Here is a 16292-nt window from a genome sequence, read left to right on the forward strand (position 1 = left end):
TCGCGATGACCTGCCCGACGGCGCCTCCTCAATGCAGAAACCCAAACTCAGCAAGAACGTCCTTTTCATCCTGATCGCGGTGGTCATGGCCGGCTTGGCCGCCTTCATTGCGGTCAGCTATATCCGCACTACGGTCGCCGAACGCACTCAGGACAACCGACCGATGGTCGACGTCGCGGTCCCGGTGAACGATCTGCCGCAAGGGGCGATCCTGCAGGGCAGCGATCTGGCGCTGCGCACGGTCCCGGCCGAATTCGCGCCCGCCGACGCCGTCACGCCCGACAACCACACCCAGTTCGAAGGCCGGATACTGCGTGCGCCGGCACGGGGCGGCGCACCGCTGAGCGCCAGCGCCCTGGTCCCGCTGTACGACCAGTTCTCGCGGCTGATTCCCAAGGGCAAGGTCGCCTACACGATGAGCGTCGACGAGAACAATTCGATCTCGGGCATGATCGCGCCAGGCGACCTCATCGACATCTTCTTCGTCAAGGACGCTTCCACCGGCAGCAATGGCGGTGCTGGCGGTCAGGCATCGGGCGCGCAGGTGTTCCCGCTGCTGCAGAAGATCAAGGTGCTGGCGGCCGGCAGCCGTATCGGCGAGACGCCGACGCCGAAGGAAGGCGAGGAATCCAACACGTCCACCGGCTTTTCCAGCGTCACCCTGGAGCTGGATCAATACCAGGCCAAGCAGCTGGCCGTCGCCTCCAAGGTGGGCGCGGTGCGCGTGCTGCTGCGCGAAGTTCAGGACACCTCGCCCGGCGCGGCAACGGGCATGAGCGAGAGTCAGTTGTTGCGATCGCTCGGATCGGGAGATCCGGCAAGCACGGGCAGCGGAAGCAGCCGCGTTGAGTTCATCATTGGCGGAAAGGGTTAAGCATGACGCAAGCAACACGCCGTCGCAGGAGCAAGGCCGGGACATCGGCGCCATGGTTGGCCGGCTTGTTGCTGGCGGGCATCGGGGGATGGAACGCATCGGCACAACAGGCCGCAACCACCGGCACGGCATCACGGCCGGCCGCGCATGCTGTGGTGCCATCGCCGGCACCGGCGGCGGGACAGGCAGCGGATGCCACGTCAGCGGAGCAGGCGCGACTGATGGCGCAGGGACGCCAGGTCGACCAGCTCAAGCAGACGATGGAATCGCAGATCCAGGAACTGGGCAGCAGCGGTTCCTCGTCGGGCGGTGGCGGCGTCGCCCTGGCCGGCGACAGGAAGCCGTCGGTCGCTCCGCTGATCCAGCCATCGCAAAGCATCTATGCCGGCGAGGCCGTGGTGCGGCGGGTACCCGGTGCGCTGCGCCGTATCGCGGTCGGCGACGGCGAGGTCCTGAGCGTCTTCTCGGTCGGCAAGTCCGAACTGGTCATGATCGGCACCAAGCCCGGCGAGACCAACGTCCACCTGTGGATGGCCGATGGCAGCCAGCGCGACGTCAACGTGACGGTCGGTGGCAGCAAGTCCGAAGGCGCGGCCGACACCGTGCGCGAACTGCTGGGCAACACGCCGGGCGTCACCGTGCGGGCCATCGGCTCCAATGTGGTGATCTCGGGCAACGACATCGACGCCGCCACCACGGCAAAGATCCAGGCGTTGCAGAAGATCTATCCGCAGGTGCTGAACTTCGCCGGCGCCGACCCGGTGGGCATGCGGCCGATGGTGCAGATGGACGTGTCGATCATGGAGTTCAACAAGAACTCGGTCGAAGATCTGGGCATCCGATGGGACAGCACCATCGATGGTCCGATTGGCGGTCTGATCCGCGACGTGACCACGAACAATTACTTCCGCGTGCTGCCGCAGAACAACCAGACGTTCCAGGACATCAAGGATCAGCTGCCTACCAAGCTGCCCGGGCCGCAGGGCTACTTCGGCATTGCCACCACCATCGCTTCGAAGATCAACCTGCTGATGAGCCGCGGCAAGGCGTGGGTGCTGGCGCAGCCCAAGCTGAGCGCCAAGAGCGGCAGCAACGCGACCTTCCTGGTCGGTGGCGAAGTGCCGATCGTGGTGCCGTCGATTCTCGGCCAGACCCAGATCGAGTACAAGGAATACGGCATCCGCCTCAATATCAACCCGACGGTCAACTCGTCCAATCAGGTGAATACCTCGATCATGGCCGAGGTCAGCCGGATCGATCCGTCGGTGTCGGTACAGGGCGTTCCCGGCTTCCTGACACGACGCGTGGAGACCGAGCTGAACGTCAATGCCGGCCAGACCATCGTCATCTCCGGCCTGCTCGATCGGGAAGCCTCCAAGGCCGTGGACAAGCTGCCGCTGCTGGGCGACATCCCGATCCTCGGCAAACTGTTCCGCTCCGATGGCTTCCGCGGCAACAAGACCGAACTGGTGATCTTCGTGACCCCGCGCATCGTCAGCCCGACCTCGCCGGAGAACCTGCAGGACCTGCAGCGTGCCGAAGGGATCGAGAAGGAGCTGCAGAACGAAATCAGTCCGCGACAAGACAAGTTGATCAAGTAATCCACCCCACGGAGCGCAAGGTTCACCGCCATGTTCACAGTGCTGATCAATACGCCAGGAGGCGACACGCGTCAGGTCAAATGCATGCACCGCGAGTGCGGCATCGGCCGCGCCGATGCCAATCTGGTGATGCTGCAGGGCTGGAACATCGCCGGCAAGCACGCCACTCTGCTGCGCGAGGACGAAGGCGTGTTCATCCTGCCGCTGGGTGGACGCGAGCCGATCACGCTCAATGGCAAGGTAGTGCTGGCCAAACAGGGGCCGATCGACGGCAAGGACGAGATCCGCATCGGCCAGTACATGCTGAAGGTCAGCGGCGACGATGCACGCATCGTCCGACAGACGCCCGCCGCCAACGACGGCGCGGCGGGCCGGGCCACGGACGCGCCCACGGCAGCCACCGATGCCGCGCCCGATCGCCAGACGGCGGCGCCCGCCGCGACCGACATGGTGGTAGCCGGACCGCCGCCATCGGATATCGCCACCTGGCGTACCAAGTTGCACATGGCGCTGGTACGGCAGATGGACCTGCGACGCATGGACGTGCGCAGCATGGACGACAGCGCGCTGCGCGACAGCACCATCAACCTGATCGACGACATCCTCAAGCGCGAGTTCAGCGATCTGCCCGCGGACATCAGCCCGCGCAGACTGGCCAAGCAGGTGTTGGACGAGGCGATCGGATTGGGGCCGCTGGAAGACCTGATCGACGATCCGACCGTCACCGAAATCATGGTCAATTCGCACGACGACATTTTCATCGAGCGTGCCGGGCGCATCCAGAAGTCTGACGTGGTGTTCTCCAACGAGCGCGCCTGCCTGGCCGCGATCGAGCGCATCGTCACGCCCCTGGGGCGGCGTATCGACGAAAGCTCGCCGCTGGTCGACGCACGCTTGAAAGATGGCTCGCGCGTCAATGCGGTGATCCCGCCGGTCGCCCTGCGCGGACCGAGCATCAGCATCCGTAAGTTCGCCACGCGCCGGCTGATGGGCGAGGACCTGCTGAAGTTCGGTTCGCTGAACGAGGCGATGCTGGAGTTTCTGATCATGGCGGTGCGCGAGCGCCGCAACATCGTGGTGTCCGGCGGCACCGGCTCCGGCAAGACCACCCTGCTGAACATCCTGTCGAACTTCATCCCGGACGGCGACCGCGTGGTCACCATCGAGGATGCGGCCGAACTCAAACTGGTGCAGCCCAACCTGGTGGCGCTGGAGGCCCGCCCGCCCAACATGGAGGGCAAGGGCCAGATCACCATCCGCGACCTGGTCAAGAATGCGCTGCGCATGCGCCCGGACCGCATCGTGGTCGGCGAGTGCCGCGGCGGCGAGTGTCTGGACATGTTGCAGGCGATGAACACCGGCCACGAAGGCTCGCTGACCACCGCGCACGCCAATAATCCGCGCGAGACGCTGTCGCGTCTGGAGGTGATGGTGATGATGGCCGGCATGGAGTTGCCGATGGTTGTGGTGCGCGAGCAGATCGCGTCGGCGGTCAACCTGATCGTGCACCAGCGCCGCTATCCCTGCGGCTCCCGCAAGGTCAGCCACATCACCGAAATCACCGGCATCGAAAGCGGCACCATCCAGATGCAGGACCTGTTCCTGTTCAAGCCCACCACCTACCATGGCCCTGACGGCAAGGTCGCCGGCAACTTCGTCGCGACTGGCGCCGTGCCCGAGTTCTACGAGGAACTCGCCGAACGCGGCGTGTCGGTGGATCTGGGCATCTTCCGCAACCAGGGAAGCGCGCGCTGATGGCACTGTGGCTGATCGCCTTGCTGGTGTTCGCCGGGACCGTGACGGCATTCCTGCTGATCGCGCGCTCCAGCGAGCAGTTCCTGAAGCGCTACCGCGAAAGCTTCATGGATCAGGCGCGCATGAACCTGGCGGACATGTTCCTGTTCCTGGATCCGGCCCAAGTCTACATGATCAGCGCCGTGGTAATGGTGATCATCCCGCTGCTGGTGTGGATGCTGACCGGGAGCCTGGTCATCGCAGTGCTGATCGGCATCTTCCTGATCTTCGCGCCGCGCAAGGTCTACGCGTTCCTGCGCAAGCGCCGGCTGGAGCGGATCCAGGAGCAGCTTCCCGACGCGCTGCAGATGCTGTCCAGCAGCCTGCGCGCCGGCGTCGGCTTCGCGCCGGCGATGGAAGTGCTGGTCCACGATGGTCAACCGCCGCTGGCGCAGGAGCTGGCGCTGGTGCTGCGCGAACAACACATGGGCCTTCGCGCCGAAGAGGCGATGGAGAACTTCAGCAAGCGGGTGCCCATTACCGATGCCGAACTGTTCGTTTCGGCGGTCAATATTTCGCGCGAGGTCGGCGGCAACCTGGCGGAAACCCTGGCGACCCTGGCCGAGACGCTGCGCCGGCGCCTGACCATGGAGAAGAAGGTGAAGTCGCTGACGGCGCAGGGCCGCCTGCAGGGCATCGTCATGGCGATGCTGCCGGTGTTCCTGATCGGCTATCTCAGCCTGATGTATAGCGAAACCATGCAGCCGATGTTCCATAGCTGGCACGGCTGGGTGGTGATCACCATCTGCCTGGTCATGGAATACCTGGGCTATCGTCTCTGCAAGAAGATCATGACGATCGACGTATGACCTGGATGCTCGTCCTCATCGCGCTTCTTGCCGCCGGCGCCGTCGCACTGGTGGTCATCGGCACGCGCGGGGTGATCCGCGAAGTCGAACTGGAAGACCGTACTTACTACGACCCGCTGCCGCGACTGATGCAGTTGATGTGGCCGCTGGTGACGGTGCTGACCAGGCGCATCGCCCCGCGCCTGAGTGTGGCGCAACTGGAACAGACCCACCGCCAGTTGCAGGCGGCCGGCCAGGACTACACGCTGACGCCGGAAGAGTTCTATGGTTTGCGCATGGCCAGTGCGCTGGTGGTGATCGCCTTCTTCCTGCTGTGCACCGGCATGCTCGGCCATCTCGGGATCGGCTCAGGGCTGATGTGCCTGCTGTTCGGCGGCGTACTCGGCTGGCTGTACCCCGCGCTGTGGCTGGGCGAGCGACGCAAGGCGCGGCAGAAGACCGTCGTGCGCGACCTTCCGGTCTATCTGGATTTCATCACCATGTCGGTCGAGGCCGGCCTGAACGTCACTGGCGGCATCGAGCAGGCGGTGGCCAAGGGACCGGCCGGTGCGCTGTCGCAGGAGTTCTCGCGCATGCTGCGCGACCTGCGCGCCGGCCTGCCCCGTGCCGAGGCGCTGCGGCGCATGGCCGAGCGCATGGACATCGCGCAGATCACCAGCTTCACCAGCGCACTGATCCAGGCCGACAAGGTCGGCGCCAACCTGAGCGACACCTTGCGCGCACAGGCCAACCAGCGCCGCGAGGAACGTTTCCTGCGCGCCGAGAAGCTGGCGCTGGAAGCACCGGTGAAGATGATGCTGCCGCTGGTGATGTTCTTCTTCCCGCTCATCTTCCTGTTCCTCGGCTACTTCATCTACTTGAAGATGCTGCAGGAGGGCATCCTGTGAAGCGTGGATGTATCGAGCGCAGCGCCGGCATCCCAATCCCGCAGGTATGGGCGGCGGACACCTGGTGGTCGCGCGCGCGCGGGCTGCTGGCGCGCCCGGCGCTGGCCACCGATGGATCGGAGGCCTTGCTGATCCGTCCCTGCGCCAGCGTGCATACCATCGGCATGGGCTATCCGTTGGATCTGGTGTTCCTGGGCCACGACGATGTCGTCCTGGAGTGGCGCGAGAATGTCAGACCGTATCGCACCGCGATGTGCCGGCGGGCCGCGGCCACCATCGAGTTCCACGGCGGCGCGCTGGACCGCCTGCAACCGCAACGCGGCGAACACTGGCACTGGCGCGCCACCGCGCCGGCGCCTTCCTCTACTGGAGCCATGTCATGAAAGCACGCGTCCGCGCCCTGCGCAGCCGCTCGTCGATGCGCGGCCAATCCATGGTGGAACTGGTGATCATCACGCCGGTACTGCTGTTCCTGTTGCTCGCCGTCATCCAGGCGGTGCTGCTGTACCGCATGAAGTCCACGCTCGATTACGCCGCGCTGATGGCCGCGCGCGCGGGTGCGGTCAGCGGTGTGGATCGCATGGAGATGCGCAAGGGCTTCGCCAAGGGCATGATGCCGCTATATGCCCACGACACCGGCCAGGCCGCGGTCGAGATGGCGTACGCCAAGGCCTTCGCCGACCTCACCCTGCACGGCCGCATCACCGTCATCAATCCCACGCGCGCCGCATGGAGCAACTTCCGCGAACGCCAGTACAACGGCCAGTACGCGTTGCCCAACGACACGCTCGCCTACCGCAGCGACGCGGTCGGCAGCAGTGGTGTCAATGTGCAGGACGCCAACATCCTCAAGATCAAGGTGGTCTACGACGCACCCTTGGTGGTTCCCTTCGTCGGCTGGGTACTTGGCGGGAAGTCGCAGTACCTGAAGGCCGGCACGTTCGAATCCTCTCCGCTGCAGCCATTCACCAATCGCCTGCCCATCGAGAGCTACGCCATCGTGCGCATGCAGTCGCCGATCTATACGCAGGGCAACCTGGACAAGTGATGCGTCGGTGCGCACTGCTGGCTTGCGTTGCGGTACTGTGCCAGGCCGCTTTCGGCGAGGTACATGCCGAAGACGGTGCGTTCTCGGGCGTCGCCCAGGTGACGACCAACGAGCTCGGCGGCCTGAGCCGGATCCAGCCGCGCGGCGCGGCGCAGCCGGCGATGGTGTTCTTTCGCGACGACGCGTTGCGGATCCAGTTCCAGGATGCCAGCGGTCGGTCGTATGCGCTGATCCTGGCGAAAGATGCACCCACCGGTTGGATCGTCGGCCAGCAGGGCGGCGCGATGCCCGTTCCCGGGATGCGCTGGCCGCTACGCTTCGATCCGGAGCACCCCTGCGCGGGTCTTGGCATGTTCGCCGATTGCCAGCGTGGCGACAGCGGCCTGCGCGCGGGCCGTGACGCGGTGCAATGGCGGTACCGCCTGGCCAACCCGGCTGGGCCCGGCAGGACCCGGCAAGGCACGATGTGGCTGGACCGCGAGACCGGCCTGGTGCTCGCCTATCGCGGCAAGACCGGGCTGGAACAGCAACAGCAATGGGACATCCAACGCGTCGACTACGGCCCGCAGCCGGATGCGCTGTTCCAGCCACCCGACCTGACGCACTGATCGCGCCTCTGCTGCGACTCAAACCTGTGTCGCCCATTGTTGGTCGACGCGGGTTCATGGTTCTGCAGCAAGATCGGCCGATCGCGCCGTTACACTAGTTTGGTTCGTCCCCCGACAAGGAGTATCACTGTGAAAAGAGCAGTAGCGGCGACGTTGGCCCTGGCCGTCATCGCAAGTCTGAGCGCCTGCAAGAAGCACGAGCAAGCCGCACATCCCGACGATCAGGCGACGGCCCCCGCGGCGACCGCCGGCGGCGCGCAGGAAGCTCCCGCGGCCCAGTCCTCCGCCAGTACGGCATTCGATCCTGCCAGCCTGCCGGTGTCCGACGTCCCACTGGGAGATTTCCCCTACATCGCGCTGCCCACCGGCTATGTCACCGGCAGCACGCCGGACGTCGCGGACTTCGACCAGGTGCCGTTCTGGACCGGCGATCGCCTGCAACCGGTCGAGGGCAAGGTCTGGTCGGCGCACATCGATGCGGCGCAGGGCAAGACCTTCTCCGACCTGGAGTTGTCGCGCAACATCGAGGCGGTGGTCACCGCACTCGGCGGCAAGAAGATCTTCGACGGCCGGATCCCCGAAGCGGCCACGCAGAAGATCAAGGAGTGGCCGCGCGACGTCGCCACCAAGTACAACAGCGGCCTGGGCGATGTCTGGAACAACCCCGTACAGGTCTTCGTGGTGCATCGCGCCGATCGCGATATCTGGATCCACCTGTGCAGCTACCAGTTCGGCGGCGGCCTGCTGATCGCCGAGACCAAGCCGCTGCAGGTCACCGCCAGCCTGCTGCCGGCCAGCGAACTGAAGACGCAGATCGACAAGACCGGCAAGGTGGCCCTGCACGTCAACTTCGCCACCGACAAGACCGACATCCTGCCCGATTCGCAGCCGCAGATCGCGCAGGTCGTGCAATTGCTCAAACAGGACCCCGCGTTGAAGCTGGCCGTCAACGGCTATACCGATGGCACCGGCGATGCCGCGCACAACAAGACGCTGTCGGAAGGACGCGCCAAGGCGGTGGTCGCCGGGCTCGTCGCGCAGGGTATCGACGCGTCGCGTCTGACTGCGGCCGGCTTCGGCGATGCCGACCCGGTGGCGGACAATGCGACCGAGCAGGGCAAGTCGCAGAACCGCCGCGTCGAGCTGGTGAAGAAGAGCTGAGCCGCACCGGGTACCGCTGCATGGGTCACCCTGATGCGTGCAGGTCTTGGTGCGGCGCAACGGCATGGCCGATTGCGCCGCATCGTCGACAGGACCGCACGCGCGCTCGCTTGCCGGCATGCGTTCCCGCAGTCGGACGCCTCCCACCCCATGGCGATCCACGTCTCATGCGTATCCTGATTCTCGGAGCCGGCGCGACCGGCGGTTATTTCGGCGGACGCCTGGCCCAGGCCGGCGTCGATGTCAGCTTTCTGGTGCGACCACCACGGGCCGCACGCCTGCAACGCGATGGGTTGCGCATCCGCAGCCCGCGCGGCGACGCGGCGATCGCGGTGAGCACGCTCACCGCCGAGACGCTGCACAGCGCGGCACAGGCGCGGCCGTTCGATCTGGTACTGCTGAGCTGCAAGGCCTACGACCTGGGAAGTTCGCTGGACGCGGTGGCGCCGGCGGTCCACGACGGCACCAGCGTGCTGCCGATCCTCAATGGCCTGCGCCACTATGGGGCGCTGGATGCGCGCTTCGGTGCGGAGCGGGTGATCGGTGGGCTTTGTTTCATCAGCGCGGTGCTCGACGCCGACGGCGCGATTCAGCACCTGGCCAAGCCGGCCTCGCTGACCTTCGGCGAACGCGACGGCCGCGGCGCCGACAGCGCGCGCGTGCGCGCCCTGGCCGCGGCGTGCGCGCAGGCCGACGTGGATCATCTGGCTGCGCCGCGGATCGCGCAGGAGCAGTGGATCAAGTACACCTTCCTCACCGCGCTGGCCGCGGCCACCTGCCTGATGCGTGCGCCGATCGGGCGCATCGTCGCCAGCGACGATGGCGTGGCGCTGGTGCGTGGCCTGTATGTCGAATGCACGGCAGTGGCCGCGGCGGCCGGCGAACCGGTGCCGGAGGCGGCGCAGGCCAGCGCGCTGCAATTGCTGACCCAGCCGGGTTCGCCGATGAAGGCCTCGATGCTGCGCGACCTGGAAGCCGCGCAACAGGTGGAAGCGCAGCAGATCGTCGGCGACATGCTGGTCCGCGCCCGCGCCGCCGGGCAGGACGCGCCGCTGCTGATGGCGGCGTACTGCCACCTGCAGGCGTACCAGGCCGGTCTGCCCGCGCGCTGAGGTTTGCCGCGGAAAGCCGGTGCCGCGCGCAACGCGCTCCTGCCCTGCGCACGCCCGCCACGGTGCTCCGGGCAATGCCGTATCCGCGCCGTCCCAAGGGCAGCGCTGCATCTTCGCGCGCCGCTGACGCGCCTGGCGCCTATGCTCGCCCACCACACAGGGGGCAGCGACGGACACGCACATGGAAAAACTGTTCCGCGGCGGGCATTTCCTCATCATCCTGCTGTTCCTGCTGTGCGCGGCCGGGCTGATCTGCATGGCCGTGCTGGAGCTGTGGCACGGCCTGACCCCGGGCGGCGAACTGGTGGTGCGCGACCGCTTCAACGTGGTGCTGGAAGCGATCGGGCTGCTCACCGTGGCGCTGGTGACCCTGGAACTGGGCCAGACCATCTACGAGGAGGAGGTGCAGCGCGACGTCAAGGTCAGCGGACCGACGCGGGTGCGTCGCTATCTGTCGCGGTTCTTCGTGGTCATCGTCATCGCCCTGGCGATCGAGACCCTGGTGTCGATCTTCGAACTGATGCACGACGATCCGTCCAAGCTGCCTTACGCGTCTGCCGTGGGCCTGTGCGCGGCGCTGCTACTGATCGCCTGGGGCGTGTTCGTCAAGCTCAACCGCAGCGCCGAAGAACTGGAGCCGGAAGCCATGGCGGAAGCAAAACGCGAGGACGCGCAGGTCGATTGAGAGGCGGTAGTGCCGCCAATGGCGTTACCTGCGCAGCAGCGGCTTCACCCGCGACGAATGCAGACTAAAGCCAACTGACACCGTCGTGCGTCGGGACTGAAGTCCCTTCCACAAGAAGACGCCAACCCACGCCGTCCAGGATCTCCACCGGCGCATCGGCCGGCACGGTCGCGCAGAGGATCGGCATGGCCACCGGACCATCCGCCGCGACGCGTTGCCCGGTCGCGGCTGAAGCCGCTCCAATAAAAGACGCGTACAGCCAAGCGCGCTTTTACGGATCCCCAATCCCCAATCACGAATCCCCAAACACGAAACCCGCCGCGTCGACGTACTCAGCCCGGCATCGGCAAACGGAAGAATGTCCGCGCGGCAGAAGTGCTGGCCGCGGCGACCGTGGCCACGTCCTCACCACGGTCGCGCGCCAGCTCCTCGACGATGTGCGCCAGGAACGCCGGTTCGTTGCGGCGGTCCTTCGGCGTCGGCTTGAGCGTGCGCGGCAGCAGGTACGGTGCATCGGTCTCGATCATCAGCCGCTCGGCGGGAATGTGCTTCACCAGCTCGCGCAGATGCGCGCCGCGGCGCTCGTCGCACAGCCAGCCGGTGATGCCGATGTACCAGTCGCGGTCGAGGTAGTCGAACAGTTCCTCGCGGCTGCCGGTGAAGCAGTGCACCACCGCCGGGCCGAGCTTGCCATCGAACTGGCGCATCAGCGCCATGAAGTCGGCATGGGCGTCGCGCTGGTGCAGGAACAGCGGCTTGCCGGTGTCCACCGCCATCTGCAGCTGCCGCTCGAACGCGCGGTGCTGCGCCGGCCGCGGCGAGAAATCGCGGAAGTAGTCCAGGCCGCACTCGCCCACCGCCACCACTTCGGCATGCGCATGCAGCGCGCGCAGTTCGGCATCGCACTCGGCGGTGTACTCCACCGCGTGGTGCGGATGCACGCCGGCGGTGGCGTACAGCACGCCCGGATGCTGCTGCGCCAGTTGCAGTGCCAATGGCGAGTGCTCGCGGCTGGCGCCGGTGACCACCAGTTGCGCGACACCGGCGGCGCGGGCGCGCTCCAATACCGCGTCGCGGTCGCGATCGAAGGACTCGTGGGTGAGGTTGGCGCCGATGTCGATCAGGGTCATGCGGTTGCGCGGGAATCAGCCGGGACAGCGGCCAATTGTACGGGCCATGCGCCCACCGCCGCTCCACGGCGGCGCGGCGGCCACGTATCCTTTGCCGATGACGTCCGCCGTGTTTCCGATCGATCCGCTGCTGCCGCAACTGCGCGACAGCCTCGCCGCCCATCCGCGCCTGGTGCTGGAAGCCCCGCCCGGCGCCGGCAAGACCACTCAGGTGCCGCCGGCGCTGCTCGACGCGCCCTGGCTGCAGGGCCGGCGCATCGTGATGCTGGAGCCGCGCCGGGTCGCCGCGCGCAGCGCCGCGACCTTCATGGCCCGGCAGCGCGGCGAGACGCCGGGCGAAACCGTGGGCTACCGCATCCGCTTCGAGAACAAGGTGTCCGCGCGTACCCGCATCGAGGTGGTCACCGAGGGCATCCTGACCCGCATGCTGCAGGACGACCCGATGCTTGAGGGCGTCGGCGCGCTGCTGTTCGACGAGTTCCACGAGCGCCACCTGGCCGCGGACCTGGGCCTGGCGCTGGCGCTGGACGTGCAGGCGCAGGTGCGCGAAGACCTGCGCATCGTGGTGATGTCGGCCACGCTGGACGGCGAGCGCCTGGCGCAGTTCCTCGACGCGCCGCGACTGTCCAGCGCCGGGCGCAGCTTCCCGGTGGAGATCGCGCACTTTCCCGCGCGGCGCGAGGAATCGCTGGAGGCGCAGACCCGGCGCGCGGTCGAGCACGCGCTGCAGCAGCACCCGGGCGACGTGCTGGTGTTCCTGCCCGGGCAGCGCGAGATCGGGCGGGTACAGGCGGCGCTGGAAGCGGCGGGGGTTGGCGGTGGTGCGGCGGGTGTTGCTCCAGCAGGTGCCGCGGCTGGCTTTACCCCAGCAGGTGCCGCGTCCGGCTCTACTCCAGCCGGCACCGCCTCCGGCGTACCCTCATCCGGCGCTGCGCGCCACCTTCTCCCGGGGGGAGAAGGGAGCGGAGTGGAGGTCCTGCCGCTGCATGGCGAGTTGCCGGTGGAACAGCAGAGCAAGGTGCTGCAGCCGGATCCGCAGGGGCGGCGGCGCGTGGTGCTGGCGACCAACGTCGCCGAGTCCTCGGTGACACTGCCCGGGGTGCGCGTGGTGATCGACGCCGGGCTGGCGCGCGAGCCGCACTACGATCCCAACAGCGGCTTCTCGCGACTGGACGTGACCGCCATCGCCCAGGCCTCGGCCGACCAGCGCGCCGGCCGCGCCGGCCGTGTCGCCAGCGGCTGGACCTACCGGCTGTGGCCGCAATCGCAACGCCTGGAGGCGCAACGCCGCGCCGAGATCCTGCAGGTGGAACTGGCCGGGCTGGCGCTGGAACTGGCCGCCTGGGGCAGCGATGGCCTGCGCTTCGTCGATCCGCCGCCGGCCGGCGCACTCGCCGCCGCCCGCGAGCTGCTGCAGCGGCTCGGCGCACTCGCAGAGAGTGGTGCCATCACCGCCAGCGGCCGGCGCATGCTCGCGCTGGGCACGCATCCGCGGCTGGCGGCGATGCTGCTGGCCGCTGGCGATGCGCGCGCACAGGCACTGGCCTGCGACCTCGCCGCGCTGATCGAAGCGCGCGATCCGCTACGCCAGGGCGGCGACGCACTGGCCGCGCGCTGGCGCGCCCTGGCCGCGTTCCGCCGCGGCCGCGTGCCGCACGACGCCAACCGCGGCGCGCTGGCGGCGATCGACGCGGCGGCCAAGCAGTGGCGGCGGCGTCTGCGCAGCGACGCCGCCGCGCCGGACAGCGTGGAGGCGCACGAACTCGGCGATCTGCTGGCGCACGCCTTTCCCGACCGCATCGGCACGCTTCACCCCAGCGATCCGCTGCGCTACCAGCTGGCCAATGGCCGCAGCGTGCGCTTGTTCGACAACAGCGACCTGCGCGGCGAGCCCTGGCTGGTCGCCACCGAGCTGCGCCACGAGGCCAAGGACGCGTTGCTGCTGCGCGCCGCACCGGTGGACGAGCGCTACCTGCGAGCGCAGTTTCCGCAGCGCTTCGCACAGGAAGACGTGGTGCGCTGGGACCCGGAACGGCGCGCGCTCACGGCGCTGCGCGAAACTCGTTTCGATCGCATCGTGCTCGACAGCCGCCCCGCCGGCCGCGTCGCACCGGCACAGGCGGCCGCGGCGCTGACCCAGGCAGTGCGCGAGCTGGGACTGCAGGCGCTGCCCTGGAGCGAGAACCTGTCGCAATGGCGCGCACGGGTGGCGGGACTGCGCCAGTGGATGCCGGAACTGGAGCTGCCGGACCTGGGCGATGCCGCGCTGCTGGCCAGCCTCGACGACTGGCTGCGCCCGGCCTTCGCCGGCAAGACCCGGCTCGATGCGCTGAGCGAGGACGAGCTGGGCGAGGCGCTGAAGGCGCGGCTGCCGTGGGACCGCCGCCAGGCCATCGACCGCCATGCCCCGGTGCGCATCGCGGTGCCCTCGGGCATGGAACGGCGCATCGACTACAGCCTGGACCATGCCGGGCAGCCGCAGCCGCCGGTGCTGGCGGTCAAGCTGCAGGAACTGTTCGGCCTGGCCGACACCCCGCGCATCGCCGACGGCCGCGTGCCGCTGCTGCTGCACCTGCTCTCGCCCGGCGGGCGGCCGCTGCAGGTCACCCAGGACCTGCGCAACTTCTGGTCCAGCACCTACCCGGAAGTGAAGAAGGAAATGAAAGGCCGCTATCCGCGCCACCCGTGGCCGGACGACCCCTGGACCGCCACCGCCAGCCACCGCGCCAAGCCGCGCGGCACCTGAGCGCGCATCGAGGCCCGGACGCACCCTCTCGCGGCGCAGCGCATTGTGCCTTCCACCCGCGTTGCGTATGTTGCGCTGGCAGAGATGTCCAAGGCGCCGCGGCGTTCTGTCATCACGCCGCGACAGCCCAGTCCGTTGGCCCCGGCAGCATCGTATTGGTTCTTACTGTCCGGGAAATCGCCGGTTTCACGACAACGCCGGCACATCACACAAGGCGACGTGCGCATGGCTCTGGACGGCGTGAAAATCCTCGATGGCGACTTGGCGCACGATGCCTATGCGGCCGTGCTCGCGGCCGTTCAAGCCGGGCAACCGGCCACTGCCATCAGGAAGGCCTTCCCGCTGTTGCCTCGCAAGACATTCGACGACCTCGACAACGAAATCTATCTCACCAGCACCGCGCTCGCCTATTGGGAGTCGGGCCTGCTGTCCGCGTCCGACGTAGCGGACCTGGAAGCGAAAGTCTGGAGCCTCTTTAACGAAAAGAACTGGACAAGTCTTTTCGGCGCCAGTGAGGGGAAGAAGCGCAAGACGCAGCTCCAGGCACTTTTCAAGAAACTCGGCGAGCCGCACGCCGTCGCCGAACCGAAACCGATTGAAGGCATCTTTCGGGAAGACCAAGCCTATGCCTTCGCGCTCGGCGGGGGGCTGTTCGGCGCCTTTCTCTGCGTGGGAATCGGGTACGTCGGAGGCGAGATCTCCCGTTACTCGATCGTCTTCTTCGATTACCAAGGTCCCCTGCCCCGTCTGGACGATCTGAAAAACTCCAGGCTGCAGGGTGGGTTCGTTGCCAGTGCCGGGGATCGCTCCTTCGTGGCCCGGCATCAGCCGGGAGTAGAGAGGCTCTGGCAATTCGCCGGCAACGAGACGGTCGGCGAATTCGGGCTACACCAGAACACGATTCGGCGCACACATCTCCTGGACATCGGAACGGAGGCCTTCGTGGAGCTGGGACGCATCCAACTCCAGGCGTCGCTGAAAGCGATGAAATCCTCCAGCGTGCTCGAAGCACTGGAGCATTTCCAGGAAGATCTGGAGATCGCGCTATCGGCCGCCGCCTCACGGAAGGAATTGACTTTCTTCCCGGTCAGCCTGCTCGTCGATGCAGGAGCCTCAGGGTAGACGCCTCGCCACCGCGCCCCATTCATTCAGCCGGCAGACGAATCCACGGCGCCGCGCTAACGCCCCGTATACGGTAGGCGGGCGACACTGCAGCCCTTCATTCCTGCCAGTAGGGGACGCCCATGAGCAAGCTGACCATCATCACCGATCGCGCCCTGGATCTCGCCAGCCACGCCGGCGACAGCCTCAAGCACTTCGGCCCGCAGGCGAACAAGTGGTTGCAGTCGGGCAAGGCGATGGGCGCGCTCAAGGCGGGCGCCGCGATGGGTGCGGTGAAGACCGGCTCCAAGGTCGCGCGCACCGCCGTGCGCCGCAACCCGGCCGTCGCGATCGCCGCTGCCGCCGTGGGTGTGGGTCTGCTCGGCTACGCCATCTACCGCAAGCGCCAGCGCGACAAGGGCGCACCGATCGAAGGCAATGCGCAGCGTATCGAAGCCGCCAACAAGCGCGGCAACGTCGGTGCGCGCCGCAGCGCTGCCAGCACCCGCGGCACGCGCCGCAATGCCGCAGCGCAGGACGCCACCGAAGAGTGAGGTCCGCGTACTGCCACTGACGGCAGCCGCAGCATGAAACGCAGCGACCGGGAGACATCCCGGTCGCTTTTTTATGTTTCGACGCGCCTCTGCTTTTCCAACGCAGGAGCGGCGTCAGCCGCGACCGGCGTTACCGGTCATGCCCCTGTCGCGGCGGAAGCCGCTACTACGGGTGCGATGTC

At 67.4% G+C, this 16292-nt stretch carries 15 protein-coding genes; 14 read left to right on the forward strand and 1 reads right to left on the reverse strand.

What is annotated here, in order from left to right:
• Positions 1-31 precede the first annotated feature (31 nt).
• The 11 genes from cpaB to ACHWVH_RS14445 all read left to right on the forward strand — a co-directional run bounded on the left by cpaB (position 32) and on the right by ACHWVH_RS14445 (position 10579).
• Positions 32-874 (forward strand): Flp pilus assembly protein CpaB, encoded by an 843-nt coding sequence (gene cpaB, locus ACHWVH_RS14395; RefSeq protein ID WP_160961176.1) that lies wholly within the window; start codon positions 32-34, stop codon positions 872-874.
• A gap of 221 nt (positions 875-1095) precedes the next feature.
• Entirely contained in the window at positions 1096-2475 is a 1380-nt protein-coding gene (locus ACHWVH_RS14400) for a type II and III secretion system protein family protein (protein ID WP_295843388.1), read from the forward strand.
• Between the two features lie 30 nt (positions 2476-2505).
• Positions 2506-4230 carry an ATPase, T2SS/T4P/T4SS family gene (locus ACHWVH_RS14405; RefSeq protein WP_295928791.1) on the forward strand — a complete coding sequence of 575 codons (1725 nt, stop codon included), beginning with the start codon at positions 2506-2508 and terminating at the stop codon, positions 4228-4230.
• The gene (locus ACHWVH_RS14410) at positions 4230-5078 is read left to right on the forward strand and encodes a type II secretion system F family protein (RefSeq protein ID WP_017907711.1); all 849 of its coding nucleotides are present in this window, start codon (positions 4230-4232) and stop codon (positions 5076-5078) included. The genes ACHWVH_RS14405 and ACHWVH_RS14410 overlap by 1 nt, the downstream gene beginning before the upstream one ends.
• Positions 5075-5965: a type II secretion system F family protein gene (locus tag ACHWVH_RS14415; RefSeq protein WP_019795943.1), complete on the forward strand. Its 891-nt coding sequence runs from the start codon at positions 5075-5077 to the stop codon at positions 5963-5965. Before ACHWVH_RS14410 ends, ACHWVH_RS14415 begins: the two co-directional genes overlap by 4 nt.
• Positions 5962-6348, forward strand: coding sequence for a DUF192 domain-containing protein (locus ACHWVH_RS14420; RefSeq protein WP_295928787.1), 387 nt, complete (start codon positions 5962-5964; stop codon positions 6346-6348). The genes ACHWVH_RS14415 and ACHWVH_RS14420 overlap by 4 nt, the downstream gene beginning before the upstream one ends.
• Positions 6345-7013, forward strand: a complete 669-nt coding sequence (locus tag ACHWVH_RS14425) for a TadE family protein (protein WP_153751789.1) — start codon at positions 6345-6347, stop codon at positions 7011-7013. The genes ACHWVH_RS14420 and ACHWVH_RS14425 overlap by 4 nt, the downstream gene beginning before the upstream one ends.
• A complete protein-coding gene (locus tag ACHWVH_RS14430) occupies positions 7013-7621 on the forward strand; it encodes a hypothetical protein (RefSeq protein WP_295928784.1) in 609 nt (202 codons plus the stop codon). Before ACHWVH_RS14425 ends, ACHWVH_RS14430 begins: the two co-directional genes overlap by 1 nt.
• A 153-nt stretch (positions 7622-7774) precedes the next feature.
• The gene (locus ACHWVH_RS14435; protein ID WP_394687439.1) at positions 7775-8782 is read left to right on the forward strand and encodes an OmpA family protein; all 1008 of its coding nucleotides are present in this window, start codon (positions 7775-7777) and stop codon (positions 8780-8782) included.
• Between the two features lie 167 nt (positions 8783-8949).
• The gene (panE, locus tag ACHWVH_RS14440) at positions 8950-9894 is read left to right on the forward strand and encodes a 2-dehydropantoate 2-reductase (protein ID WP_267121765.1); all 945 of its coding nucleotides are present in this window, start codon (positions 8950-8952) and stop codon (positions 9892-9894) included.
• Between the two features lie 181 nt (positions 9895-10075).
• The gene (locus tag ACHWVH_RS14445) at positions 10076-10579 is read left to right on the forward strand and encodes a hypothetical protein (protein WP_017914907.1); all 504 of its coding nucleotides are present in this window, start codon (positions 10076-10078) and stop codon (positions 10577-10579) included.
• A 332-nt stretch (positions 10580-10911) separates the two neighbouring features.
• Here ACHWVH_RS14445 and ACHWVH_RS14450 read toward each other — a convergent pair whose 3' ends face one another.
• Positions 10912-11709, reverse strand: coding sequence for a TatD family hydrolase (locus ACHWVH_RS14450; RefSeq protein ID WP_394687434.1), 798 nt, complete (start codon positions 11707-11709; stop codon positions 10912-10914).
• Positions 11710-11806: 97 nt separating this feature from the next.
• Here ACHWVH_RS14450 and hrpB point away from each other — a divergent pair, with 97 nt between their 5' ends.
• From hrpB to ACHWVH_RS14465, 3 genes are all read left to right on the forward strand, one after another.
• Complete coding sequence (gene hrpB / locus ACHWVH_RS14455) at positions 11807-14455, forward strand: ATP-dependent helicase HrpB (RefSeq protein WP_394687435.1); 2649 nt, start codon at positions 11807-11809, stop codon at positions 14453-14455.
• Positions 14456-14680: 225 nt separating this feature from the next.
• Positions 14681-15577, forward strand: a complete 897-nt coding sequence (locus tag ACHWVH_RS14460; protein WP_394687436.1) for a hypothetical protein — start codon at positions 14681-14683, stop codon at positions 15575-15577.
• A gap of 122 nt (positions 15578-15699) precedes the next feature.
• Positions 15700-16110 (forward strand): hypothetical protein, encoded by a 411-nt coding sequence (locus ACHWVH_RS14465; protein ID WP_295942712.1) that lies wholly within the window; start codon positions 15700-15702, stop codon positions 16108-16110.
• Positions 16111-16292: the final 182 nt, after the last annotated feature.

Origin of the sequence: uncultured Xanthomonas sp. (genome assembly GCF_964278005.1) — a bacterium.
GTDB lineage: Bacteria > Pseudomonadota > Gammaproteobacteria > Xanthomonadales > Xanthomonadaceae > Xanthomonas_A > Xanthomonas_A sontii.